The sequence below is a fragment of the Pseudomonas sp. MF6396 genome (assembly GCF_002018915.1).
Classification (GTDB): domain Bacteria; phylum Pseudomonadota; class Gammaproteobacteria; order Pseudomonadales; family Pseudomonadaceae; genus Aquipseudomonas; species Aquipseudomonas palmensis.
The window spans coordinates 110106-134675 of record NZ_MVOK01000007.1 but is presented as its reverse complement, the minus strand read 5'-3'; the positions used below and the strand labels follow the sequence as shown (position 1 = coordinate 134675).

General features: G+C 67.7%; 18 protein-coding genes. 7 read left to right on the top strand and 11 right to left on the bottom strand.

All coding sequences use genetic code 11. The features are described 5' to 3' along the window. Window position 1: 1 nt before the first annotated feature. The 10 genes from MF6396_RS09495 to MF6396_RS09450 all read right to left on the bottom strand — a co-directional run bounded on the left by MF6396_RS09495 (window position 2) and on the right by MF6396_RS09450 (window position 14693). Window positions 2-247 carry a hypothetical protein gene (locus MF6396_RS09495; RefSeq protein WP_043862956.1) on the bottom strand — a complete coding sequence of 82 codons (246 nt, stop codon included), beginning with the start codon at window positions 245-247 and terminating at the stop codon, window positions 2-4. Beyond that, window positions 244-1329 (bottom strand): helix-turn-helix domain-containing protein, encoded by a 1086-nt coding sequence (locus MF6396_RS09490; RefSeq protein WP_043862955.1) that lies wholly within the window; start codon window positions 1327-1329, stop codon window positions 244-246. The genes MF6396_RS09495 and MF6396_RS09490 overlap by 4 nt, the downstream gene beginning before the upstream one ends. A gap of 118 nt (window positions 1330-1447) precedes the next feature. After that, window positions 1448-2506 carry an autotransporter outer membrane beta-barrel domain-containing protein gene (locus MF6396_RS09485; protein WP_078480170.1) on the bottom strand — a complete coding sequence of 353 codons (1059 nt, stop codon included), beginning with the start codon at window positions 2504-2506 and terminating at the stop codon, window positions 1448-1450. Window positions 2507-2824: 318 nt separating this feature from the next. After that, window positions 2825-4990, bottom strand: a complete 2166-nt coding sequence (glgX, locus tag MF6396_RS09480; protein ID WP_043862953.1) for a glycogen debranching protein GlgX — start codon at window positions 4988-4990, stop codon at window positions 2825-2827. 102 nt (window positions 4991-5092) lie between these two features. After that, complete coding sequence (locus MF6396_RS09475; RefSeq protein WP_043862952.1) at window positions 5093-5395, bottom strand: DUF2934 domain-containing protein; 303 nt, start codon at window positions 5393-5395, stop codon at window positions 5093-5095. After that, window positions 5392-8196 (bottom strand): malto-oligosyltrehalose synthase, encoded by a 2805-nt coding sequence (locus MF6396_RS09470; protein ID WP_078480169.1) that lies wholly within the window; start codon window positions 8194-8196, stop codon window positions 5392-5394. The genes MF6396_RS09475 and MF6396_RS09470 overlap by 4 nt, the downstream gene beginning before the upstream one ends. Then, the gene (gene malQ / locus MF6396_RS09465) at window positions 8193-10265 is read right to left on the bottom strand and encodes a 4-alpha-glucanotransferase (RefSeq protein WP_054915393.1); all 2073 of its coding nucleotides are present in this window, start codon (window positions 10263-10265) and stop codon (window positions 8193-8195) included. Before malQ ends, MF6396_RS09470 begins: the two co-directional genes overlap by 4 nt. Continuing rightward, window positions 10258-12030: a malto-oligosyltrehalose trehalohydrolase gene (treZ, locus tag MF6396_RS09460; protein ID WP_043862949.1), complete on the bottom strand. Its 1773-nt coding sequence runs from the start codon at window positions 12028-12030 to the stop codon at window positions 10258-10260. Before treZ ends, malQ begins: the two co-directional genes overlap by 8 nt. 13 nt (window positions 12031-12043) lie before the next feature. Then, entirely contained in the window at window positions 12044-13606 is a 1563-nt protein-coding gene (gene glgA, locus MF6396_RS09455) for a glycogen synthase GlgA (RefSeq protein WP_078480167.1), read from the bottom strand. 430 nt (window positions 13607-14036) lie between these two features. Next, window positions 14037-14693, bottom strand: coding sequence for an HAD family hydrolase (locus MF6396_RS09450; RefSeq protein WP_078480166.1), 657 nt, complete (start codon window positions 14691-14693; stop codon window positions 14037-14039). A gap of 91 nt (window positions 14694-14784) precedes the next feature. Here MF6396_RS09450 and lexA point away from each other — a divergent pair, with 91 nt between their 5' ends. From lexA to MF6396_RS09430, 4 genes are read left to right on the top strand one after another with little or no spacing between them, the layout of a single operon-like run. Then, window positions 14785-15402, top strand: coding sequence for a transcriptional repressor LexA (gene lexA, locus MF6396_RS09445; protein ID WP_054915390.1), 618 nt, complete (start codon window positions 14785-14787; stop codon window positions 15400-15402). Beyond that, entirely contained in the window at window positions 15402-16019 is a 618-nt protein-coding gene (gene imuA, locus MF6396_RS09440) for a translesion DNA synthesis-associated protein ImuA (protein ID WP_043862945.1), read from the top strand. Before lexA ends, imuA begins: the two co-directional genes overlap by 1 nt. Window positions 16020-16025: 6 nt before the next feature. After that, entirely contained in the window at window positions 16026-17444 is a 1419-nt protein-coding gene (locus MF6396_RS09435; RefSeq protein WP_078480165.1) for a Y-family DNA polymerase, read from the top strand. Further along, entirely contained in the window at window positions 17420-20518 is a 3099-nt protein-coding gene (locus MF6396_RS09430; protein WP_202971259.1) for an error-prone DNA polymerase, read from the top strand. Before MF6396_RS09435 ends, MF6396_RS09430 begins: the two co-directional genes overlap by 25 nt. Here the strand turns inward: MF6396_RS09430 and MF6396_RS09425 are convergent, their stop codons facing one another. After that, window positions 20519-21340 (bottom strand): aldo/keto reductase, encoded by an 822-nt coding sequence (locus tag MF6396_RS09425; protein WP_078480163.1) that lies wholly within the window; start codon window positions 21338-21340, stop codon window positions 20519-20521. 206 nt (window positions 21341-21546) lie between these two features. Here MF6396_RS09425 and MF6396_RS09420 point away from each other — a divergent pair, with 206 nt between their 5' ends. From MF6396_RS09420 to MF6396_RS09410, 3 genes are all read left to right on the top strand, one after another. Then, a complete protein-coding gene (locus MF6396_RS09420) occupies window positions 21547-22245 on the top strand; it encodes a CoA transferase subunit A (protein ID WP_043862941.1) in 699 nt (232 codons plus the stop codon). A gap of 36 nt (window positions 22246-22281) precedes the next feature. Then, a complete protein-coding gene (locus tag MF6396_RS09415; RefSeq protein ID WP_054915387.1) occupies window positions 22282-22938 on the top strand; it encodes a CoA transferase subunit B in 657 nt (218 codons plus the stop codon). Between the two features lie 143 nt (window positions 22939-23081). Further along, window positions 23082-24500: a short-chain fatty acid transporter gene (locus tag MF6396_RS09410; protein WP_043862939.1), complete on the top strand. Its 1419-nt coding sequence runs from the start codon at window positions 23082-23084 to the stop codon at window positions 24498-24500. The last annotated feature ends 70 nt before the right edge of the window (window positions 24501-24570 follow it).

Sequence of the window (24570 nt, the reverse complement as noted above, 5' to 3'; positions counted from 1 at the left end):
GTCATGCATGCAGCTTGCCCGTGATGCGCTCCAGCCAGCTCAGGCGCCGGGGCGCCTGGGCAGTGCTGGCAATCTCGATCACGGTGAAGTCGCAGGTCTGATCGTCCTGGTAGCCCTGTTCATTGCGTATGTCGCCCGCTTCAAGGTGCGCATCGGCATGATTGTCGCTGTGTAGCGCGTGCACCTTGAAGCCCCTGTCCACGGCATGCCGGCTTCGCAAGTGAAACACCCCCACGAAGCGGCTCATGCCTGCGAAGCCCCGCGCTGTGCTTCAAGCGCCTCGATACGTGCCTGCAGGCGTTCGCGTTCCTGGCGTTCGGCGCCGATGTCCTCGAACACGCTGATCAGATGCTGCGGCTGGCCGTCCTGGCGGCGCTGCAGGGCGGTACGTGCACGTACCCAGATGTAGTGGCCCTGCTTGTGGCGTACGCGCTTTTCCACTTCGTAGCGCTCGATCTCGCCGGCCAGCAGGCGCTGCAGCAACTGCAGGTTGGCGGCCAGGTCGTCGGGGTGGGTCAGTTGCTGGAAGGTCATGCCGTACAGCGTTTCGGCGCTGTAGCCCAGCAGCTCGCAGAAGCTGCCGTTGACCCGCTGCCAGGTGCCGTCCGGGTCGATGTAGGCCAGCGCGCCCCAGGCCAGTTCGAAGATGGCGCGAAAACGTTCCTCGCTGTTGCGCAGTTGCTCTTCGGCGACCTTGCGCTCGGTGTTGTCCATGCTGATGCCGACCATCTTCACCGCGCGCCCGGCGCTGTCGCGCACCACCGTGGCGCGGGAGGCGATCCAGCGCATCTCGCCGTCGGGGCGATAGATGCGAAAGTCGCACTCGCAGCCTTCGCCTTCGAGCAGGGTCTTGCTGTACAGCGCCTGCAGCATCTCGACGTCTTCGGGGGGCAGGTGCACCCAGAAGTCTTCGTTGCGGATCACCTGCCAGCCGTACACGGCCTCGACGTTGGGCGAGTAGGTGAGTTCGTCGCTGATCAGGTTCCATTCCCAGGTCACGATGCGGGCGCCTTCCTGGGCCAGCTTCATGCGGGTTTCGCTCTCCATGATCTCGGCGGTGTAGCGCCGGCGCAGGTCGGTCATCGGCAGCTCCACCACCTGGGTCTGCTGCACGTCCTGCAGGGCTTCTTCGCCGTAGCGCAGCCAGATCCAGTTGACCTTGAGAAAGTCGGCCAGCTTGCGCAGGTTGGCGTAGTCGATCTCGCCGCCGCGGGTCCATTTGTGCACGGCGGTGCGCGAGATCCCCAGGGCCGTGCCTACCGCCTGCAGCGTCAGCTTGTGGTGTTCGAGCAGTTCCTTGAGGCGAAAGGCGAAGCTGTTTTCGGTCATGCGCTGGGGTGTCCTTGGCGAGGGCATGGCCGGCCAGTATACATAAGCTGTCAACCTCAGGTTGACGGGGGTATGCGTGTCGCATCGCGGGCCTGACCCGCGATGCATTCAGCGCCGCTCACCAGCGCACACGCACCCCCAGGTTGCCGATCAACCCGTTCAAGTCGTTGTCGTCCACGTCGCTGCTGTAATCGGCACTGACAAACAGCGCCACCTTGGGCGTCACCCGTGCCACCAGGCCCAGGCCCACCTCCACGGTGGTGGCGTTGCGTGCGCTGCTGATCTTGTCGACCTTGTCCAGGCTCACCGTGTCGGCGTTCGAGAAGTCGTACCACACGTTGGTGCGCACATAGGGTTCGATGGGCATGCCACGCACCTCGTAGCGGGCCGACAGCTTCGCCCCCACCCGGCCGGTCCAGCTCGGCTGGCTGTCATAGGCCTGCAGGGTCTGGGCCTGGGCGTCGTTGCCGGGGTAGTACTGCTGGTTGATCAACTGCGCCTGGGGCTCGATCACCCAGTGCTTGCCCAGGCCGATGGGGAAGCCGCCCTCCACCGAGAAGGTCAGCGCGTGGCCGTTGCCATCGAGCCGTTCGCCGTCGCTGCCGCGCCCGCTGGCGTCGAAACGGGTGCCCATGGCCACCGCATCCACATGCCAGCCCTGGTCATGCTGCAGGCTCCAGTACATGCCCAGGCTTTGCCCTTCCAGGCGCACGGCGTTCTGCTTGTCGCCCAGCTGTGGCCGGCGATTGTCCAGGCCGCCCTGCAGGTTGCTGTGGCCCATGAAGATCCCGGCGCGGTGGGTGTTGCCGCCGGCGGTTTCCCGCACGAACAGGTCGGGGGCGATCTGCAGGTTCTGGTTGGGGGCATCCAGGCGTTGCGGGGCAGTCCTGACCGGCGTGGGAAAGAACTGCGCCCACTGGCTGGCAATGCCTTCGTCGCCGAACACCGCCGTGCGCTCTGCCAGGCGTTCGGAAAACGCCCCCAGCGTACCCAGGCTCAGCCCCGACACGCTGGCCGGGACCAGCGACGGCAGCGCCAGGCCGTGTGCCGGGTTGAACATCGGGTCGTCGTCTTCCAGCCCCGCCGCCAGGCTTTCCAGCGGGGTTGCCAGCAGCAGCGACGTCGACAGTGCGTAGAAAACATACTCGAGCCCCGAAGGGCAGGGTGCGCTTTTCATGGCCGATCTCCTCTGTGTGTTACAGCCAAAGGTCTGGCCTGATGTCACGGGCTGTAAGGCAGGAACAGAGAGCGACCCAAACCAGCAAACCTGCCCCATGGCGCGCGCAAAGCCGCGTGCCAGAGGCCCGGAATGAAGTTGAACACGGTGGTTCTAGGTGTAGCTAAGGAGAGTCGCAGGCAGGCGTCAAGATAGTGTGATTATTTTGTGATGGCTGTGTTGGAGGGGGTAAGCGGTTGAAAAATAGCGGTTACTGAATGGGCATAGCCGCGTTGCGAATGACAACGCGGCTGGCTATTTCGAATGATTGCTAAAGCGTCAGGCGTCCTCGTCCCGTTGCAGTTCCAACAGCAGCAACGAGCGTCCGGTGACGTTGAACACGCTGCCGAATTCCAGGCGCTGGGCCTTGCGCAGCTGCGGCCGGTCGGTGTCGATCAGGCAGTTCCAGTACTCGCCCTCGGGCACGTCGGGCAGGGTGAAGTCCACGCCGTCGTGGTGCGCGTTGACGATCAGCAGCAAGGTGGCGTCTGCCCCCGGGCGCAGGATGCCGCTGACCTGCGCGCGCCCGTCCATGAGCATGCCCAGGCAACGCCCTTGCGGGTCTTCCCACTGTTCCACGCTCATCTCGCTGGCGTCCGGCGCCAGCCAGGTCACGTCCTTGACCCCGATCGCCTCGTTGTAGTCGCCCACCAGGAAGCGGCTGCGGCGCAGGATCGGGTAGGCCAGGCGCAGCTTGGTCAGGCGCTTGACGAACTTGAGCAGGGCGCTGCCTTGCTCGTCCAGGTCCCAGTTGATCCAGCCGATCTCGCTGTCCTGGCAGTAGGCGTTGTTGTTGCCGTGCTGGGTGCGGCTGAACTCGTCGCCGGCCACGATCATCGGCGTGCCCTGGGCCAGCAGCAGGGTGGCGAAGAAGTTGCGCATCTGGCGCTGGCGCAGGCTGTTGATCTCGGGGTCGTCGGTGGGCCCCTCGACCCCGTGGTTCCAGGAGATGTTGTTGTTGCTGCCGTCCTGGTTGTTCTCGTCGTTGTCCTCGTTGTGCTTGTCGTTGTACGACACCAGGTCGCGCAGGGTGAAGCCGTCGTGGGCGGTGATGAAGTTGACCGAGGCATAGGGGCGCCGGCCGCGGCGGTTGAACAGCTCGCCGGAGGCGGTCATGCGCGCTGCAAAGTCGGCCAGCTGGCCTTCGTCGCCTTTCCAGAAGGCGCGCACGGTGTCGCGAAAGCGGTCGTTCCATTCGGCCCAGCCCGGCGCGAAGTTGCCCACCTGGTAGCCACCGGGGCCGCAGTCCCAGGGTTCGGCAATCAGCTTGACCTGGCTCAGCAGCGGGTCCTGGCGACAGGCCACCAGAAAGCTGTGCCGCTCGTCGAAGCCTTCGTGGTAGCGGCCCAGGATGGTCGCCAGGTCGAAGCGAAAGCCATCAACGTGCATCTCGCCTGCCCAGTAGCGCAGCGAGTCGGTGACCAGTTGCAGTACGCAGGGGTGGCTCAGGTCCAGGGTGTTGCCGGTGCCCGAGTCGTTGATGTAGTAGCGCTTGTCGTCGGGCATCAGGCGGTAGTACGAGGCGTTGTCGATACCGCGCATCGACAGCGTGGGGCCCTGCTCGTTGCCTTCGGCGGTGTGGTTGTAGACCACGTCCAGAATCACCTCCAGGCCGGCGTCGTGCAGGTGCGCGACCATCTCCTTGAACTCGGCGATCTTGCCGTTGGCCAGGTAGCGCGGGTGGGGCGCGAAGAAGGCGATGCTGTTGTAGCCCCAGTAGTTGTTCAGGCCCTTTTGCAGCAGGTGCTGGTCGTTGACGAAGGCGTGGATCGGCAGCAGCTCGATGGAGCTGACGCCCAGGCCTTTGATGTGCCCCAGCAGCTCGTCGTTCATCAGCCCGGCGAAGGTACCGCGCGCCGCTTCCGGCACCGCCGGGTGACGCATGCTGATGCCGCGCACGTGCGCTTCGTAGAACACGGTACGGTCCCACGGCACGCCCACGCGCTGGTCGCGGCCCCAGGTGTAGGCCGGGTCGATGACCTTGCACTTGGGCACGAACGGCGCACTGTCGCGCTCGTCGAAACTGAGGTCGCCATCGGGGTGGCCGATGGTGTAGCCGAACAACGCCTCGGACCAGCGCAGCTCGCCGACCAGCTGCTTGGCATACGGGTCGATCAGCAGCTTGTTGGGGTTGAAACGGTGCCCGTTCTGCGGCTCGTAGGGGCCGTACACGCGATAGCCGTAGATCTGCCCCGGGTGCGCGTCGGGCAGGTAGCCGTGGTAGATCTCGTCGGTGTACTCGGGCAGTTCGATGCGCTCGAGCTCATGTTCGCCGCTGGCGTCGAACAGGCACAGTTCGACCTTGGTGGCGTTGGCCGAAAACAGTGCGAAGTTCACACCCAGGCCGTCCCAGGTGGCGCCCAGGGGGAAGGGCAGGCCCTCGCGGATGCGCGAAGGTTCAATGGCGTCGGGCTGGGTGTTGTGTTTGGACTTGGGCTGGGTCATGGCAATCCTTGTAGCGATCCTTGGGGGGCGAAAGGCGACGCACTGGGCGCCGGGGCAGCGTTGCGCTGCCCCGGGGCGGTAGTGACGCAAGGTACGGCGGCGTCAGGGCGTGGCGGGCTTCTTCGCGGTACGCGGCTTCTTTGCCGGGTCGGGCTTGGCCGCAGGGGCCGGTGGCTTGGCCTTGGACGCGGCGGCGCCGGGCTTTGGCTTGGCGCCAGGGGCTACCGGCGGTGCGCCTGGCGGGGTGGTACGGGGCTTGCGCGGGGCGGCCTTGGGCGCAATGGCCTCGGCTTCGGCCAACTTGCGCGCCATCTCCCAGTGGCGCTCCTCCTGGCCTTCGGGTTTACCTTCCGACTCCCAGATCTGGTAGGCGAATTCGCGGATACGTTTTTCCTCAGCACTCATCTCGACGCTCCTGATGACTCAGTCTGTTCTATGAAGAGATTGACGGGGAAGGCTTTGAGCGCAGTGCTCAGCCACAGCTCGTTAGAGGGTGTGACTGCGCCCTGGGCGAAAAGTCCCGTGCAATTGGCAGCGCACAAGGCGAACGGTAAAAGCACACGGGTATCGTCCCAGTTCTGTGCCGGGATCAAGGGTTGCGTGGCGTTGCCCAGCAGGCCCGAGGCCAGCCGCGGCACCACCACCACCGCGCGTTGCGCCTCGCCGATACGGGCAAAGGCGAGCACCCGCTCGGCGTGTTTGCCGCGTACCTCCAGGGGTTGGTAGCGGCCGTGGCGAAACAGCTCTGGGTAGGCCCGGCGCTGCTCCAGCACCTGGGCGATCAGGGCCTGCTTGACCCGCCCGTCCTGCCAGTGCCCGAGCAGTTCGGCGGGGGGCAGGCTGTCGTCCAAGGCCTGGCGGCGCGCGGCGTAGTCCACCGCGCGGCGGTTGTCCGGGTCGACCAGGCTCAGGTCCCAGAATTCGTTGCCCTGGTACAGGTCGGGCACCCCCGGCACGGTCATGCGCAGCAGGCTCTGCACCAGGCTGTTGAGCGCGCCCGGGCAGGCCAGGGCCTGCGCCGCCTCGGCCACCGACTGGCGCAGCTGCTGGCATTGCGGCTCCAGCAGCAGGGCGTCGATGAAGCGTGCGCAGGCCTGCTCGTAGGCCTCGTTGGGGGCGCTCCAGCTGCTGCGCAGCTTGGCCTCGCGCAGGGCTTTGCGCTGCCATTGGCGCAGGCGTTCGGCGTAGCCGCGCAAGGCCTGGGTGTCATCGCAGCGCAGCGTCATCGGCCAACTGCCGAGCAGGGTCTGGTACAGCAGCAGTTCATCGCCGGCACTCGGTGCCACGCCATCGGCCAGTTGTGTGCGCAGGGGCGAGGCCAGTTCACGCCACAGCTCCACGCGCTGGCAGAACCAGTGGCTGCGTTCGCTGATCACCGCCAGGCGTGCGCGGCAATCTTCGCCACGCTTGTGGTCATGGGTGGCGGTGGCCAGCAGGTTGTCGGGGAAGTGCGCCAGGCGTTGCTGGCAGCTGGCATGGAAGGCCTCGGCCGGCGCGCTGAAGCGCTCGGCGTCGAAGCCCACGTCGTTGCGCGACAACAGCACCGCCGAGCGATAGAAGGCGGTGTCTTCGACGGCCTTGGCAGCGGTGGGCGAGGTCAGCTGCTGGAAGCGCACGCAGGCGTGGCGCAACTGCTTGCGCGCCCGCCCCGGGCCCAGCTCGCGCCAGGGCTGGCCGCCCAGCCAGCGCTGCAGGTGGTCCAGCAGCGGCCAGTCGGCTTCGCCCAGGCTCGAACGCGCATCGGCCAGGGCCTGCTGGAAGAACCCCTCGTCCATCGCCGGGCGCCCGCAGGCATTGATGTAGGTGCGGTACACCGGGTAGTGCTCCACCAGCGCCTGCAACGCGCGGCGGATGGCGCCCAGGGTCAGGTCGCGGCTCATGATGTCGTTGCGCGCCACCTGCAGCAGGGCCTGGGCCACCGATTCGAAGTCGCCGGCCAGGCTGGCATTGAGCACCAGCTGGCGGGCCAGGCGCAGTTCCTCGACGAACGCCGGGCGCTCGCTCAGGTCGTGCCACAGCGCGGTCAGTTCGGCTTCGCCCTGCGGGTCATGCTGCAGCAGCGAGACCTGGTTCATGAATTCGTAGCCGGTGCTGCCGTCCACCCGCCAGTCGTCGTGCAGGCGCTCGCCGGGGCCGAGGATCTTCTCCACGTAGATCGGAAAGTGCTCGAGCGCAGCGCTCAGCGGCCGGCGTGGGAGCAGGCCGTCGACGCGTCGGCGCAGCTTGCGGCAGTAACCGCGTGGGTCGGCCAGGCCGTCGATGTGGTCGATGCGCAGGCCGTCGACCAGGCCGCGCTCGATCAGCTCGAACACCTTGGCATGGGTGGCCTCGAACACCGCCGGGCGCTCCACGCGCAGGCCGCCCAGCTCGTTGACGTCGAAAAAGCGCCGCCAGTTGATGTCGTCACCGGCGGTGCGCCAGCTGGCCAGGCGGTAGTGCTGCTGTTCGAGCAGTTGATGCAGGTGCTCGAAACCGCTGGGGGTGCGCCCGTCGAAGGCGGCCAGCACCTGTTCGATGGCCTGGCCGATGCGCGGCTCGCGGGCCAGTTCGGCCAGGGCCTGGTGCACCGCCTCGACGTTGGCCGGGGCGTGGCGCTGGCCCTCGAAGGCGGCAAAGCGTGCCCCCAGCTCGCTCAGCTCGGGGTGGCCGCTGACGCACAGGATGCGCGCATAGTCCGGCGGGCTGATCGGGAAGCGGTGTTCGTGGTGCTCGATGTGAAAGCGCCCGTGGCGGGCGTCGAAACGCAGCGGGATTTCCCCGGCCTGCAGCACTGCGCCATAGTCGCTGGCCAGGAACGGCAACAGCAACTGGCCTTTGAGCAACGGGTCGGGCGAATGCCACTGGATGTCGAAGAACTCGGCGTAGGGGCTGCGCCGGCCCCAGGCCAGCAGGTCCTGCCACCAGGGGTTGTGTGCGCCGCCCACGGCCATGTGGTTGGACACGATGTCCAGGATCAGGCCCATGCCGTGCTGGCGCAGCGCGGCCACCAGGCGTTCCAGCGCCGCCTCGCCACCCAGTTCGGGGCTGACCCGGGTCGGGTCGACCACGTCGTAGCCGTGGCGCGAACCGGGCCGCGCCTGCAACAGGGGCGAGGCGTACAGGTGGCTGATGCCCAGCCGGGCGAAGTAGGGCACCAGCGGCACCGCATCGTCGAGGCTGAAGTCGGCATGAAATTGCAGGCGCAGTGTGGCGGTGAGGCTGTTCATCGGTCACGCTCGAAGGCTTGTTCACGGGCCTGGGCCAGCAGCTCGAGGCGTCGCGCCGCATCGCTGTCGTCCAGCAGCTGTGCGGCGGGCAACGCGAAACGGCGGCGCCAGTTGGGGTGGGTGTCGACGGTGCCGGGCAGGTTGGGTTGTTCGTCCACGCCCAGCAGGTCTTCCAGCGGTACCAGCACCAGCGGCGCGCGGGTATGCCCGAGCAGGCGCAGGCTGGCGTCGATCAGGGTGTCGGCTTCGCTGCTGGTGTCGCCGTAGCTGCTGTGCAGCAGGCGACGCAGGCCCTGGATTTCATGCTGGCGGCTGTCGCGCCAGTCGCGCTCGGTGATCGCGTCGATCGCCCCCAGGCGCTGGCCCCAGTCGATGTCGCGGGCCTGCAGCCAGCCTGCCAGCGGGGGCAGGTCGTGGGTGCTGGTGGTGGCCAGGGCGTTGTCGGGCCAGTCGAGGATGGGGGTGAACTGCCCGGGCGGGTCCTGCTCGAACAGCAGCACACGCATGCCCAGGATCGCGCGGGCCGCGAGCTTTTCGCGCAGGCCTTCGGGCACCGTGCCCAGGTCTTCGCCGAGCACGATGGCCTTGTGGCGCACCGACTCCAGGGCCAGCAGGCGCAGCAGGTCGTCCAGTGGGTAGTGCAGGTAGGCGCCTTCGCTGGGGGCGGCGCCCTGGGGGATCAGCCACAGGCGCTGCAGGCCCATCACATGGTCGATGCGCAGGCCCCCGGCGTGGGCGAAGTTGGCCCGCAGCATCTCGATGAAGGCGCGGTAGCCGTTGCGGCGCAGGCCCTCGGGGGAGAACGCGCAGATGCCCCAGCTTTGCCCCGATCGGTTGAGGATGTCGGGCGGGGCGCCGACGTGCAGCTCGGCCAGCAGCTCGTCCTGGCGGCTCCAGGCCTGGCTGCCGGTGCCGTCGGCCCCCACCGCCAGGTCGGCGATCAGGCCCACCGCCATGCCGCTGCCGCGCGCCGCTTCCTGGGCACGCTCCAGGCTGCGCGCGATCAGCCACTGGCAGAAGGCATAGAAGCCGATCTGCTCGACGTGGTCGGCGGCAAACGCGGCAATCTCGGCGCTGCGCGGGTCGAGCCAGGCGGCCGGCCACTGGCGCCAGTCCTGGCTTTCGCCGCGTTCGGCGGCGGCATCGAGCAGCGCTTCGAAGCGGCAGTGGTCTTCCAGCGCCTGGCCGCCGGCGTGGCGAAAGCTGTCGAAGTCGGCGCGCTGCGGTTGCTCGCCCTTGATAAAGCCCTGGTACAGCGCCTGCAGTATCTGCTGGCGTGCCCCGGCCGCCCGTGGCCAGTCGATCAACGGCAGGCCTTCGAGCTGTTCGAGCTGGGCCTCAAGGCCCAGGGCCTGGACCGTGATACGCACCGTGCGCTCGTCGATCACTGCCTGGGGGCTGGCATACAGGCTGTTCAGAAACAGCCGGCTGGATGGCGAATACGGGCTGTAGCTGGGGTGGTTGCGGGTGAACATGGCGTGCACCGGGCTGATGGCCAGGGCCGTGGCGCCACGCTCGGCGGCGCTGCGTGCCAGGCCCTCCAGTGCCAGGCAGTCGCCCAGCCCGCCGTCGCCCGGGCGGCGCAGGCTGTACAGCTGGGCACTCAGGCCCCAGCACCGTGGGTGCGGGGTGCCCAGCGCATCGGCCAGGCTGTAGCACTGCGCCGGGGCCACGGCCAGGGTGAAGGTGGTGGCGTCGATATGCAGCTGGTGATACCCCAGTGGCAGCCCTGGCGGCAGCAGGGCCTGGGCATCCAGCTGCAGCTGCTGGCGGGTGCCGTCCTCGTGCTGCACCTCGCAGCGGCTGTTGGCCGCGAAGTAGCGCGACAGGTCCAGCGGCTGGTGCTGGTCGACCGTCAGCAGTGGCGGCAGGTGACGGGAATCGTGGGCTTTTTCCAGGGCCTTGAGGCTGTTGGCGATGGCGATGTCGTCGGCGGCCGGGTGGCCAAGGGCGGCCAGGATGCGCCGCAGGACCGGTTCGCTGACACGCTGGGCGCGCCCGTTGGCGTCGATCCAGTCCACCGCCAGGCCAGCGCGTTCGGCCAGTTGCAGCAAGGGTAGGTCAGGCATGCACAGGCTCCGTGGGGCAGGAAGGGGTCAGGCTCACCACGCAGCTCAACGGCGGCAGGCAGGGTGGGCCCGGGGGCAGTTCGCAACTTTCGAACAGGTGCCGCTCGCGGGCCGGCAGGTCCAGGGCCAGTGGCTGCTGGCCGAGGTTGAGGTCGATGCGCAGCTCGCTGCCATCGCCCAGTTGCCAGCGGGCGCTCACGCCCTGGCCGTCGACCACCTGGGCGCCCAGGGCGCGGGTGCCCGGCAGGCGCGGGATGATGTGCTGGTGGCGCAGGTACAGCAGGCGACGGTACAGCGCCACCCATTGCTCGCTGTCCTCGCCCCATTGCGGTTGCGAGTCGAGGAAGGTCTGGGCGGCGTTCGGGTCGGGGATGCGCGCCCGTTGCTCGGGGTCGGCGAAGGCCTTGAACCCCTTGAACTCGGCGCGTCGGCCTTCGCGCACGGCGGTGGCAAGGTCGTCGTGGTGATCGGTGAAGAACAGGAAGGGCTGGCGGCACCCCCAGTCATCGCCCATGAACAGCAGCGGGATCATCGGTGCCAGCAACAGCAGCCCGGTGGCGGCGCGCAGGGCCTGGGGCGGGCACAGGCGCTCGAGCCGCTCGCCCAGCGCGCGGTTGCCGATCTGGTCATGGTTCTGCAGAAACAGCACGAAGGCACTGGGCGGCAGGTGGCCGCTGGCTTCGCCACGCGGTTCACCGTTGCGGTCCGGCTGGCCCTGGAACACGAACCCCTGGCTCAGGCAGCGCGCCAGCTTGTTCAGCGGCGCCTCGCGGTAATCGACGTAGTAGCCTTCCTGCTCGCCTGTCAGCAGCACGTGCAGGGCGTTGTGGCCATCGTCGTTCCACTGCGCGTCGTAGCCCTCCTGGAGCAGGTGCGCCTGGTTGCGCTCGTTCTCGAGGGTGAGCCACACCTGCCGGCCCGGTGCGGTGCTGGCGCGCACGCGGCGGGCCAGCTCATGCAGAAAGTCAGGGTCGTCGATGGCGTGCACCGCATCCAGGCGCAGGCCGTCGAAGCGGTAGTCGTGCAGCCACATCAGGGCGTTCTCGATGAAGAAGTCGCGCACCTGGCGGCGACGAAAATCGATGGCCGCGCCCCAGGGCGTATGCCGGTCTTCGCGAAAGAAGCCCTGGGCATAACGGTGCAGGTAATTGCCGTCGGGGCCGAAGTGGTTGTACACCACATCCAGCAGCACCATCAGCCCCAGCGCGTGGGCCTGGTCGATCAGCGCCTTGAGTTGCTGCGCAGTGCCATAGCTCGCTTGCGGGGCGAACGGCAGCACGCCGTCATAGCCCCAGTTGCGCTGGCCGGGAAACTGCCCGATGGGCATCAGTTCGATGGCGGTCACGCCCAGTGCGGCCAGGCGCGGCAGGTGCCTGGCCACGCCGGCGTAACCGCCCAGCAGGCCCACGTGCACTTCATAGATGACTGCCTCGTGCCAGGGGCGGCCCTGCCAGTCGGGGTGTTGCCAGGCATATTCGGTGCCCAGCACCTGGCTGGGGCCGTGCACGCCGTCGGGCTGGGCACGGCTGGCCGGGTCGGCGACCGACAGGTCGCCGTCGATACGGTAGCGATAGCGCGTACCGGCCGGGCAGGGCAGGCGCAGCACGAACCAGCCGTCGTCACTGCGCTGCATGGGTTGCGGGGCGGCGTTTTCACATTCCACCTCCACCTGCCGGGCATCGGGCGCCCAGAGGGCGAAGCGGGTGGTGTGGCTGTCCAGCATCACGGCCCCGTGGGTCGCGTGTTCCTGTGACCTGAAGGGCATACGGCAGTTCTCCTCAGCCTGCGTTGAGCGTGGCGCGCGTCACCAGTTCCTCGTACAGGTGGGCATAGGGTTCCACGGCCTGACACCAGTTGAATGGCTGGGTCATGGCCAGGCAGCGCATGGCATTGAGCAGGTGTTTCTTGCCGTATACGTAGAAGGCCCGCGAGAGTGCTTCGCGGTAGCTCTCCACGTTCGATTCGTCGAACAGAAAGCCGGTGACGCCATTCTCGATGGTGTCGGCCAGGCCGCCGGTGTTGCGCGCCACCGGCAGCGAGCCGAAGCGCTGCGCGTACATCTGGCTCAGGCCGCAGGGCTCGTAGCGCGAGGGCATCAGCAGAAAGTCGCTGCCGGCGAACATGCGCCGTGCGTCGGTCTCGTTGAAGCCGATGCGCACCCCCACGCGGCCCGGGAAGCGGCTGGCCAGCTCGCGCATGGCTTGCTCTTCCTCCGGTTCGCCGCGGCCGATGATGGCGATCTGGCCGCCCTGTTCGACGATGTACTCGGCCACCCCCAGGGTCAGGTCCAGGCCCTTCTGGTACACCAGGCGCGAGACCACGGCGAAAAGCGGGCCGGTGGAGGGCTCCAGCTCGAACAGCTCGCGCACCTGGCTGCTGTTGGCCGCCTTGCCTTCCCAGTCGTTGATGCTGAAGCGGTGGGTCAGGTGGGTGTCGGTGGCCGAATCCCAGCTTTCGTCGATGCCGTTGGGGATGCCGCTGAGCAGGCCCTGCTGCGCCTTGCTGCCAAGAAAACCGTCGAGCCCGCAGCCGAAGGCCGGGGTGGTGATTTCCCGGGCATAGGTGGCGCTGACCGTGGTGATGTGGCTGGAGTAGGCCAGGCCGGCCTTGAGAAACGACAGCTTGCCGTAGAACTCCATGCCTTCCTGTTGCAGGGCGTGTTCGGGAATCGCCAGTTCCGGGCAGCAGCCGCGGCTGACCACACCCTGGTAGGCCAGGTTGTGGATGGTGAACAGGGTGGGGGTGTTCAGGCCGCGCCAGTGCATGTAGGCCGGGGCCAGGCCGGCAGGCCAGTCGTGGGCGTGCACCAGATCGGGCTTCCAGTGCACCATGCCCTCGCCCGCGGCGATTTCGGCGGCGGCCAGGCCCAGGCGGGCGAAACGGATATGGTTGTCGGGCCAGTCACGGCCATTGTTGGCGCCGTAGGGGGTGCCTTCGCGCTGGTACAGCTCGGGGCAGATCAGTACATAGATGACCAGGCCGTCGGCCAGGTCCATGCGCCCGATCTTGCACGGGGGCAGTGCGGCATGGCCGCCCAGCTCGCCCACCAGGTGGATCGGGTTGTCGCTTTCGAGTACCTGCGGGTAGCCGGGGATCAGCACGCGTACATCGTGCAGGTGGCGCATGGCGCGGGGCAGGGCGGCGGAGACGTCGCCCAGGCCGCCGGTCTTGACCAGGTCGGCGATTTCCGAGGTCACGAACAGCACCTTGCGCTTGTTCGGGTTGCGCCGGGTATCGAGGGCAGGGGCCTTGGCTGTCGTGACGATCTGGGCAGCACGCACCTGCGCGCTGGTATCCGGGTTGAAATGCTCTGCATGAGGTTCGACAGCGGCGCTGATCATACTTGTCTCCGTCCCTTGTTCTGCGGGCGTATCCCACCCGCTGCATGTCTGTACTGTTGTTCTCGCTATGTCATGTGATGCGGTGAAACGCCCCGGACACACGTGCAAGCGCTACGCCAGGCGGCGCTCCTGCCGATGGCGTGCTGACGAGTGGGGGGTGGGCTGCGCCTGGGTAACCAGAGTCGTTGGCCTACTTAGTTGCTGACCTACCGGGTTTGCAGAAGTTTCGACTATTTTCGATCGAGTTTTCCGGACGGTATCAGGTCGATTGAACAGTGTAGGAGAGGGGCGGGATAAATGTGACCCGTTGGTCATGTTTTGTGAATTGGCCGGCTCAGGGGTGCACCGACAGCGAGCGTGCACCGCTCGAAGGTGACTCCCGATGGTGCACGTGCCAGCCTGGCTGGCGAAACCGGCGCGGTGGGTGGCTTCAGCCGCTCATCTGCGCAATCAGTTGCCACAGGCGCTCATCGTCGAAGTTCCTCACCACCAGCTGCGCACCGGCCTCCAGCAGCACCTGCGGCGCCTGGCTGGTCGACAGGCCCACGGTAAGGATCCCCGCGCGGCTCGCTGCCGTCACGCCCGGCACCGAATCCTCGAACGCCAACGCATGGTCTGCCCTGGCCCCCAGGCGTTCCAGGCCGGTGAGGTAGGGCAGGGGATCGGGCTTGGCCCGTGCCAGTTCCTCGGCCACCAGCACATGCTCGAAGCGCTCGGCCAGGCCCATGGCTGCCAGCATGTGCTGCGCATTGGCCCGTGGCGCATTGGTGACCACGGCCATGCCGATGCCGCGGCGCTCGGCATGCACCAGCAGGCGTTCGAGGCCGGCAGTGGGCTGCAAGGTCGGCGACAGCGCACGAAAGCGCGCCTCCTTGCGGTCGGCGAATGCCTCATGCTCGGCCACCGGGCGCCCGGGGAACAGGTAGCGGCACATGTCGGCGTTGGCCCGGCCACTGACGTGGGTGTCGAACTCGGCCTCGCTCAGTTCGCGACCCTGCTCACGCAGCAACTGCTGCAGTGCCTGCAAATGCAGGGTATCGGTGTCGGTCAGGGTGCCATCGAGGTCGAACAGCAGGGCTTCAAGCATGGGGCGCGGTTTCCATTGCACGGCGGGCCATCATAACCATTTTGCCGTGGCGATCAGCGGGGCTGGTCAGATAAACCCGAAAAGAGTACAAATGTGCTCCATGAACAGACTATCGCCCAAACGTGCCGCCATCCTGACCTTCATCCGCGACCGCATCGCGCAGCAAGGGCAGCCCCCGAGCCTGGCCGACATCGCCCAGGCCTTCGGTTTTGCCTCGCGCAGCGTGGCGCGCAAGCACATCCAGGCGCTGTGCGAGGCCGGCTTCATCGAGGTCACCCCCAACCAGGCGCGCAGCATCCGCCTGGCCGGTGCGCTGCGCCGCCCCGAGGTGCTGGAGATCCCGGTACTGGGCCAGGTGGCCGCCGGCCGCCCGATCGGGCCCGACGTGGACATCCACGAACAGCTGATGCTCGATGCGCACCTGTTCAGCCGTACCCCCACCTACCTGCTGAAGGTGCGCGGCGACTCGATGATCGACGACGGTATCTTCGACGGCGACCTGGTGGGCATTCACCAGCAGCCCGATGCCCGCGACGGGCAGATCGTGGTGGCCCGGCTCGATGGCGAGGTCACCATCAAGCGCTTCCAGCGCGCAGGCACGCACTACCGCCTGCTGCCGCGCAACCCGGCCTATGCACCGATAGACGTGGGGCCAGAACGCGACTTCGTGATCGAAGGGGTGTTCTGCGGCCTGTTGAGGCGCGACTGATGGGCGCGGTGGTCAGCCTCGACGGGCTGCTCGACGAGCGGCGGGTCTGGAAGGGGCGCCCGCTGGCCCAGCCCCGGGGCCTGCAACCCACCGGGCATGCCGCGCTGGACGCGGTGCTGCCCGGCGGCGGCTGGCCACCGGGTGCGCTCAGCGAACTGCTGCTGGCTGCCGAGGGCGCCGGCGAGCTGCACCTGCTCTGGCCGAGCCTGGCGCGCCTGACTGCCAGCGGCGAACGGGTGGTGCTGGTGGCGCCGCCGTTCATTCCGTACCCGCCCGCCTGGCTGGCAGCCGGTGTCGACCTGCGCTGGCTGTCGCTGATCCAGGCCTCCCGCGTCGAGGCCCTGTGGGCCGCCGAGCAGTGCCTGCGCTCGGGCAGTTGCGGCGCGGTGCTGTGCTGGCCGCAGCAGGTCGACGACCGCGCCTTGCGCCGCCTGCAGGTGGCTGCCGAAACCGGCCAGACCCTGGCCTTTGCCTGCCGCCCGCAGCAGGCGGCACTCAACCCGTCGCCGGCCGCGCTGCGCATTGCCGTCGACCTGCACCCGGCGCAGTGGCGGGTGCTCAAGTGCCGTGGCGGGCTGGCCCCGGCCACCCCGATCGCCATGGCTGGGCGAGGGTGATGGGCGATGCTGTGGGCCTGCATCCTGCTGCCGCAACTGGCACTCGACAGCGTGCTGCGCGGTCGCGACGACCCCCAGGCGCCGCTGGTGCTGCTCAGCGGCCCGGCGCAGCGGCGCGTGTTGCAGGCGGTCAACCCGGCGGCCCGGGCCCTGGGGCTGCGCGCCGGGCAGAGCCTGAGCACCGCGCAGGCGCTGGCCAGCAGTTTTACCTGCGTCGAGCATGACCCGGCGGCGGTCGAGCAGTTGCAGCAATTGCTGGCCGCCTGGGCCTACCAGTTCAGTTCGCAGGTCAGCCTGCATTACCCACGCACCGTGTTGCTCGAAGTCGAATCCAGCCTGGGCCTGTTCGGGCCCTGGCCGCTGTTCGAGGCCCGCCTGCGCAAGGAGCTGGGCGAGCTGGGGCTGCGTCATCGCATCGTGCTGGCCAGCAACCCGGTGGCGGCGCGCATGCTGGCCAACGCCCATGACGGGCTGGCACTGAACGACCCCCAGGCCACCCGCGCCGCCCTTGCGCAGATGCCCGTGGACCGCATCGGCCTGCCGGTGGAGGCCGCCACGGCCTTGTCGCGCATGGGCCTGCGCGACCTTGGGCAGGTGCTGGGGTTGCCGCGCGACACCCTGGCCAGGCGTTTTGCCGCCAGCGTGCAGGTGCACCTGGATCGCCTGCTGGGCCTGCGCCCCATGGCGCTGGCGTGCTACCGGCCGCCGGACCGGTTCGAGGCGCGCCTGGAACTCAACTTCGATGTGGAGTCGCACCAGGCGCTGTTGTTTCCGTTGCGCCGGCTGATTGCCGACCTGGCGGCGTTCCTGGCCAGCCGTGACGGCGGCGTGCAGCGTTTTACCCTGCACCTGGAACATGCCCGGGGCGTCGCCACGCCGGTGGTGGTCGGCCTGCTGGCCGCCGAACGCGAGGCGGGCATGCTGTTCGAGCTGGCACGCGGGCGCCTGGAGCAGTTGAGCCTGCCCGCACCGGTGCGCAGCGTGCGCCTGGTGGCCGACGACCTGCCGGCGTTCGTGCCGCAACCGGGCGAGCTGTTCAATGCGCGGCCCCAGCAGCAACAGGGCTGGGAGCAGTTGCGCGAGCGTTTGCGTGCACGCCTGGGCGATGAGAGCGTGCGGGCTGTGCAGGCTTTTGCCGACCACCGCCCCGAGTGCGCCTGGCAGGCGGCAGGCGGCGCCCCGCCGCTGGCCCGTGCGCCGGGTGGGCCGCCGCGCCCGGGCTGGCTGCTGGCCGAGCCGCAGGCCTTGGCGCCCGAGGGCCTGCGCCTGCTGGCCGGGCCCGAGCGCATCGAATCCGGCTGGTGGGATGGCGGCGATGTACGGCGTGACTACTACCTGGTCGAAACCCCGGCCGGCCAGCGCGGCTGGGCCTACCGGCCACTGGGCGAAGGCGGGCCGTTGTGGCTGCAGGGCTGGTTCGCATGAGCGTGGGCTATGCCGAGCTGCACTGCCTGTCGAACTTCACTTTCCAGCGCGGGGCCTCGAGTGCCCGCGAGCTGTTCGAGCGGGCGCACCAGCAGGGCTACCAGGCCCTGGCGATCACCGACGAATGCACCCTGGCCGGTATCGTGCGCGCCTGGCAGGCGGCCAGGGAGACGGGCCTCAAGCTGATCGTCGGCAGCGAGGTGCGGGTGCACGACGGCCCCAGGCTGGTGCTGCTGGTCGAAAACCTGAGCGGCTACCAGCACCTGTGCCGGCTCATCACCCTGGCGCGGCGCCGGGCGAAAAAGGGCGAATACCAGCTGCTACGCGAAGACTTCGCCGGCCCGCTGCACGGCCTGCTGGCGCTGTGGGTCCCGGACGAGCCGTTGCAGGCCGGCCCCGGCCTGTGGCTGCGCGAGGTGTTCGGCGAGCGCCTGTGGCTGGCGGTGCAACTGCATCGCGGTGCCGACGACCATCAGCGCCTGCAACAACTGCAGGGGGTGGCCGCGAGCCTGAACCTGCGCACCGTGGCCTGTGGCGACGTGCACATGCATGCGCGTGGGCGGCGCGCGTTGCAGGACTGCATGAGCGCGCTGCGCCATCACAGCACCGTGGCCGGTGCCGGGCAGCACCTGTTCGCCAATGGCGAGCGGCACCTGCGGCCCCTGGCGCAACTGGCCGAGCTGTACCCGGCCCACCTGCTTGAGGCCACCCTGGAGATTGCCCGGCGCTGCACCTTCGACCTCGGCCAGTTGCGCTACCAGTACCCGCGCGAAGTGGTGCCCGAGGGGTACACGCCGACCGGCTGGCTGCGCACGCTGTGCGAACGCCAGGTGCCGTGGCGCTGGCCGGGGGGAATCGAGCCGGCCGTGCGCCAGACCCTCGAACACGAACTGGCACTGATCGCCGAGCTGGGTTACGAGAGCTACTTCCTGACCGTCTACGACATCGTTCATTTTGCCCGTGGCCAGGGCATCCTGTGCCAGGGCCGGGGCTCGGCAGCCAACTCGGTGGTGTGCTTCGTGCTGGGCATCACCGAGCTGGACCCGACCCGCACGCACCTGCTGTTCGAGCGTTTTTTATCGCGTGAACGCGACGAGCCGCCGGACATCGACGTGGACTTCGAGCACGAACGGCGCGAAGAGGTGCTGCAATACGTGTTCAACCGCTATGGCCGCCACCGCGCCGCCCTGACGGCCGTGGCCAGCACCTACCATGCCGCCGGGGCGGTGCGCGACATTGCCCGGGTGCTGGGGCTGCCGCCCGACCAGATCAACGCCCTGGCCGATTGCTGCGGGCGCTGGACCGACCGCATCCCGCCGCCGGAGCGGTTGCGCGAAGCCGGTTTCGACCCCGACAGCCCGCTGCTGCACCGGGTGCTGACCTTGACCGGCGAGCTGATCGGCTTCCCCCGGCACCTGTCGCAGCACCCTGGTGGCTTCGTGATTTCCGAGCAGCCACTGGACACCCTGGTGCCGGTGGAAAACGCCGCCATGGACGAACGCACGGTGATCCAGTGGGACAAGGACGACCTGGACATGGTCGGCCTGCTCAAGGTCGATATCCTGGCCCTGGGCATGCTCAGCGCCTTGCGCCGCTGCTTCGACCTGGTGCGCTACCACCGCGGGCGCGAGCTGACCATCGCGACCCTGCCGCCGGACGATGTCCCCACCTACGACATGATCGGCCGTGCCGATACCGTGGGGGTGTTCCAGATCGAGTCACGGGCGCAGATGGCCATGCTGCCGCGGCTCAAGCCACGCGAGTTCTACGACCTGGTGATCGAGGTGGCCATCGTGCGCCCCGGGCCGATCCAGGGCGACATGGTGCACCCGTACCTGCGCCGGCGTAACAAGCAGGAGCAGGTGACCTACCCGTCGGATGCGCTGAAGAAGGTGTTCGAGCGCACCCTGGGTGTGCCGCTGTTTCAGGAACAGGTGATGGAGCTGGCCATGGTGGCCGCCGACTATACGGCGGGCGAGGCCGACCAGTTGCGCCGTTCGATGGCCGCCTGGAAACGTCACGGCGGGCTGGAGCCACATCGCGAGCGGCTGACCCGGGGCATGCTGAACAACGGCTACAGCGTCGAGTTCGCCGAGCGCATCTTCGAGCAGATCAAGGGCTTTGGCAGCTACGGGTTCCCCGAGTCCCACGCGGCCAGCTTTGCCTTGCTGACCTACGCCAGTTGCTGGCTCAAGTGCCACGAGCCGGCGATCTTCGCCTGTGCGCTGATCAACAGCTGGCCGATGGGCTTCTACAGCCCGGACCAGATCCTGCAGGACGCGCGCCGCCACCGCATCCAGATTCGCCCAGTGGATGTGCAGCACAGCCAGTGGGACTGCAGCCTGGAGCCGGTGGGCGGCGATGAACTGGCGCTGCGCCTTGGCCTGCGCCAGGTGCGCGGCTTTCGCCAGGACGATGCCCTGCGCCTGGCACAGGCCAGGGCGCAGCGGGCGTTCGGCGATGTGGCCGACCTGTGCCTGCGTGCCGGCCTGGATGCGCGGGCGCGGGCGCTGCTGGCCGATGCCGGGGCCCTGGGCGCCCTGGCCGGGCACCGTTATCAGGCGCGCTGGGAAGTGGCGGCGGTGCAGGCGCAACTGCCGCTGTTCGCCGGGGTGGAGCCGCCCCGTGAAGCGCCGGTGAACCTGCCGGTGCCCAGCGTGGGCGAGGACCTGTTTGCCGACTATGCCAGCGTCGGCACCACATTGGGCCCGCACCCGCTGAGCCTGCTGCGCCGACGCCTGAATGGCCTGGGCTGTCGCAGTTCGCAGGCCCTGGAGGGGGCCGAACACGGCGATGCGGTGAGCGTGGCGGGGCTGGTCACCGGGCGCCAGCGGCCAGGCACTGCCAGCGGCGTGACCTTCGTGACCCTGGAGGATGAATTCGGCATGGTCAACGTGGTGGTGTGGCGCGAGCTGGCCGAGCGTCAGCGCCGGGTGCTGGTGGGCTCGCAGCTGCTGCGGGTGATGGGTACGCTCGAATGCGCCGACGGCGTGCGCCACCTGATCGCGAAGCGCCTGGAAGACCTCAGCCCGCTGTTGCACGGGCTGGATGTGCGCAGCCGCGACTTTCGCTGATCACACCATCGCCAGGCGCTGCTTGCGGGTGGGCGGCGGGAAGGCGCGGTCGATGGCGCGCAGGTCTTCGCTGCTCAAGGTCAGGCTGGCCGCGGCGGCATTGAGCTGCACATGGCGCTTGTCCACCGCCTTGGGGATCGCGATCACGCCGTCTTCACGGGTTACCCAGGCCAGCGCCACCTGGGCCGCGGTGGCGCCATGGCGTTCGGCGATCTGGTTGAGGGTCGCGTTTTTGAGCAGGCGTCCGGCCTGGGCCAGCGGGCAGTAGGCCATGGTTGGCAAGTGGCGCTTGTGGCTGTAGGGCAGCAGGTCGAACTCGATGCCGCGCTGCTCGGGGTTGTACAGCACCTGGTTGGTGGCGCAGGCCGGGTTGTCCAGCTCGCGCAGGTCATCGGTATCGAAGTTGGACACGCCCCAGCGCCGGATCTTGCCGGCCTCGCGCAGGCGCTCGAAGGCTTCGACGGTTTCCTCCAGCGGGTACTGGCCGCGCCAGTGCAGCAGGTACAGGTCGATATGGTCGGTGCCCAGGCGCTGCAGGCTGCGCTCGCAGGCGGCGGGGATGCTGCTGCGGCTGGCGTTGTGCGGGTACACCTTGCTGACCACGCAGACCTGCTCGCGACGCCCCTGGATGGCCTGGCCCACCACCCGCTCGGCGCCGCCCTCGGCATACATTTCGGCGGTGTCGATCAACGTCAGGCCCAGGTCGATGCCGTGCTGCAGGGCGGCGACCTCGGCTTTCTGCTGGCCGGGGTCTTCGCCCATGTACCAGGTGCCCTGGCCGATGACGGGTACGGTGGAGTCGCCGAGTTCGAGCGTACGCATGGAAGGCTCCTGCAAAGTGGGGAGGGTGGTCTACTGTCCTTTAGGGTTTTGTGGCGGGTCAAGCCTACCCGCGTCGACATTGATTTGAATAACCAATCAATCCATCAAAAAAACAAAATTAACAAATGAGTGGCCAAGGGCGAAGATGGCCCCAGACGCTCTCCGACGACCCTCGTCGGTTCTACAACTACAAAAGGCGAATCAGCATGGCCGGACTGGACAAGCGCGTAGCGACCTATGAAGAGGCCCTCGAAGGCCTTGCCGACAACATGACCGTACTGGCAGGCGGCTTCGGCCTGTGCGGCATCCCTGAAAACCTCATTGCCGAGATCAAGCGCCGTGGCGTGCGCGGCCTGACCGTGGTGTCCAACAACTGCGGCGTCGACGGCTTCGGCCTGGGCGTGCTGCTCGAAGACCACCAGATCCGCAAGATGGTCGCCTCGTATGTGGGCGAAAACGCCGAGTTCGAGCGTCAGCTGCTCAGCGGCGAACTGGAAGTGGAACTTACCCCGCAAGGCACCCTGGCCGAGAAGATGCGCGCCGGCGGCGCCGGCATCCCGGCCTTCTTCACCGCCACCGGCTACGGCACCCCGGTGGCCGAAGGCAAGGAAGTGCGCGAATTCAACGGGCGCAAGTACATCCTCGAAGAAGCCATCACCGGTGACTTCGCCATCGTCAAGGGCTGGAAGGCCGACCACTACGGCAACGTGGTGTACCGCAACACCGCGCAGAACTTCAACCCGCTGGCCGCCACCGCCGGCAAGATCACCGTGGTGGAGGTCGAGGAGATCGTCGAGCCAGGCGTGCTGCTGCCTACCGAGATCCATACCCCGGGCATCTACGTCGACCGGGTCATCGTCGGCACGTTCGAGAAGCGTATCGAAAAACGCACCGTCAAAGCCTGACCCGACCCCGCGCAGAACAACAAAGAGAACCTGAGCATGGCACTTACCCGCGAACAAATGGCACAACGTGTAGCCCGTGAACTCAAGGACGGCTACTACGTCAACCTTGGCATCGGCATCCCGACCCTGGTGGCCAACTACGTCCCGGCGGATATGGACGTGATGCTGCAATCGGAGAACGGCCTGCTGGGCATGGGGGAATTCCCCACCGAAGCGCAGCTGGACGCCGACATGATCAACGCCGGCAAGCAGACCGTGACCGCCCGCACCGGCGCGTCGATCTTCAACTCGGCCGAGTCCTTCGCGATGATCCGTGGCGGCCACGTCGACCTCACCGTGCTGGGGGCGTTCGAGGTGGACGTGGAGGGCAACATCGCCTCCTGGATGATCCCGGGCAAACTGGTCAAGGGCATGGGCGGGGCGATGGACCTGGTGGCCGGTGCCGAGAACATCATCGTCACCATGACCCATGCCTCCAAGGACGGCGAGTCCAAGCTGCTGTCGCGTTGCAGCCTGCCGCTGACCGGTGCCGGCTGCATCCGCAAGGTGCTGACCGACCTGGCCTATCTTGAGATCGAGAATGGCGCGTTCATCCTGCGCGAGACAGCGCCGGGGGTGAGCGTGGAAGAGATCGTCGCCAAGACCGCCGGCAAGCTGATCGTGGCCGATGATGTGAAAGAGATGACGTTCTAGGCTGATAACCGCCTTGCCTGTGCTGGCCTCTTCGCCGGCAAGGCCGGCTCCTGCAGGGAACCACGCATTCCTGTGCAGGAGCCGGCCTTGCCGGCGAAGGGGCCTTCAGCCGTTCAAAAAAAATCAATAAGAAGGAAAATCCCGTGGCCGCCGAACTCCAAGACAGCCGCTCCGCCCGCTTTGCCCTGCGTTGCTCCAACTGGGCCGAACGCTGGTTCCCCGACTCCTGGGTGTTCGCCGCCCTGGCCGTGGTGCTGGTGTCACTGGCCGCCCTGGCCATGGGCGCCAAACCCCTCGATACCGCCACCGCCTTCGGTGACGGGTTCTGGAGCCTGATCCCCTTCACCATGCAGATGGCCTTCGTGGTCATCGGCGGCTATGTGGTGGCCAGCTCGCCGCCGGCGGTGAAACTCATCGACCGCCTGGCGCGTATTCCGAAGAACGGCCGTTCGGCCGTGTGCTGGGTGGCGCTGATATCGATGGTCGCCTCGCTGCTCAACTGGGGCCTGTCGCTGGTGTTCGGCGGCCTGCTGGTACGCGCCCTGGCGCGCCGTACCGACCTGAAGATGGACTACCGCGCCGCCGGTGCCGCCGCCTACCTGGGCCTGGGCGCCGTATGGGCCCTGGGCCTGTCCTCGTCGGCCGCGCAGCTGCAAGCCAACCCGGCCAGCCTGCCGCCGTCGATCCTGGCGATCACCGGGGTGATCCCGTTCACCGAAACCATCTTCCTCTGGCAGTCGGGCGTGATGCTGGCGGCGCTGGTCATCGTGTCGCTGATCGTGGCCTACGCCACTGCACCCGGCCCGCAGAGTGCCCGCGATGCCCAGGCCTGTGGCATCGACCCCAGCTTCAGCGCACCACCACCGGCGCAGCGCACGCGCCCAGGTGAATGGCTGGAATACAGCCCGGTGCTGACCCTGCTGCTGGTGGCCCTGGCGGCTGGCTGGCTGTACCACGAGTTCTCGACCAAGCCGGCCATCACCGCGATCTCGGGGCTCAATACCTACAACTTTCTGTTCATCATGCTCGGCGCCTTGCTGCACTGGCGCCCGCGCAGCTTCCTGGATGCGGTGGGCCGTGCGGTGCCGACCACCACCGGGGTACTGATCCAGTTCCCGCTGTACGGCTCGATCGCGGCCATCCTCACCCAGGTCAAGGGCGTGGACGCGCAAACCCTGGCGCACCATATCTCCACCTTCTTCGTGCAGATCGCCTCGCATGACACCTACGCCTTGCTGATGGGCGTGTACTCCGCGGTGCTGGGCTTCTTCATTCCCTCCGGTGGCGGCAAGTGGATCATCGAGGCGCCCTACGTGATGCTGGTGGCCAACGACCTGCAGTACCACCTGGGCTGGGCGGTGCAGATCTACAACGCCGCCGAGGCGCTGCCTAACCTGATCAACCCGTTCTACATGCTGCCGCTGCTGGGCGTGCTGGGGCTCAAGGCGCGCGACCTGATCGGCTTCTCGTTCGTGCAGTTGCTGGTGCACGTGCCGCTGGTGCTGTTCTTGCTCTGGGCGCTGGGCACCACGTTGCAGTACACGCCACCTGTGATGCCGTAGCGCATCCGGCGGGTAAAAAAGGCGATCTTCGGATCGCCTTTTTCATGTCTAAATTAAATCGATAAGCATT

Coding starts and splice junctions, on each gene's coding strand:
- MF6396_RS09495 (WP_043862956.1), bottom strand. CDS start 247: ATGAGCCGCTTCGTGGGGGTGTTTCACTTGCGAAGCCGGCATGCCGTG.
- MF6396_RS09490 (WP_043862955.1), bottom strand. CDS start 1,329: ATGACCGAAAACAGCTTCGCCTTTCGCCTCAAGGAACTGCTCGAACAC.
- MF6396_RS09485 (WP_078480170.1), bottom strand. CDS start 2,506: ATGAAAAGCGCACCCTGCCCTTCGGGGCTCGAGTATGTTTTCTACGCA.
- glgX (WP_043862953.1), bottom strand. CDS start 4,990: ATGACCCAGCCCAAGTCCAAACACAACACCCAGCCCGACGCCATTGAA.
- MF6396_RS09475 (WP_043862952.1), bottom strand. CDS start 5,395: ATGAGTGCTGAGGAAAAACGTATCCGCGAATTCGCCTACCAGATCTGG.
- MF6396_RS09470 (WP_078480169.1), bottom strand. CDS start 8,196: ATGAACAGCCTCACCGCCACACTGCGCCTGCAATTTCATGCCGACTTC.
- malQ (WP_054915393.1), bottom strand. CDS start 10,265: ATGCCTGACCTACCCTTGCTGCAACTGGCCGAACGCGCTGGCCTGGCG.
- treZ (WP_043862949.1), bottom strand. CDS start 12,030: ATGCCCTTCAGGTCACAGGAACACGCGACCCACGGGGCCGTGATGCTG.
- glgA (WP_078480167.1), bottom strand. CDS start 13,606: ATGATCAGCGCCGCTGTCGAACCTCATGCAGAGCATTTCAACCCGGAT.
- MF6396_RS09450 (WP_078480166.1), bottom strand. CDS start 14,693: ATGCTTGAAGCCCTGCTGTTCGACCTCGATGGCACCCTGACCGACACC.
- lexA (WP_054915390.1), top strand. CDS start 14,785: ATGTGCTCCATGAACAGACTATCGCCCAAACGTGCCGCCATCCTGACC.
- imuA (WP_043862945.1), top strand. CDS start 15,402: ATGGGCGCGGTGGTCAGCCTCGACGGGCTGCTCGACGAGCGGCGGGTC.
- MF6396_RS09435 (WP_078480165.1), top strand. CDS start 16,026: ATGCTGTGGGCCTGCATCCTGCTGCCGCAACTGGCACTCGACAGCGTG.
- MF6396_RS09425 (WP_078480163.1), bottom strand. CDS start 21,340: ATGCGTACGCTCGAACTCGGCGACTCCACCGTACCCGTCATCGGCCAG.
- MF6396_RS09420 (WP_043862941.1), top strand. CDS start 21,547: ATGGCCGGACTGGACAAGCGCGTAGCGACCTATGAAGAGGCCCTCGAA.
- MF6396_RS09415 (WP_054915387.1), top strand. CDS start 22,282: ATGGCACTTACCCGCGAACAAATGGCACAACGTGTAGCCCGTGAACTC.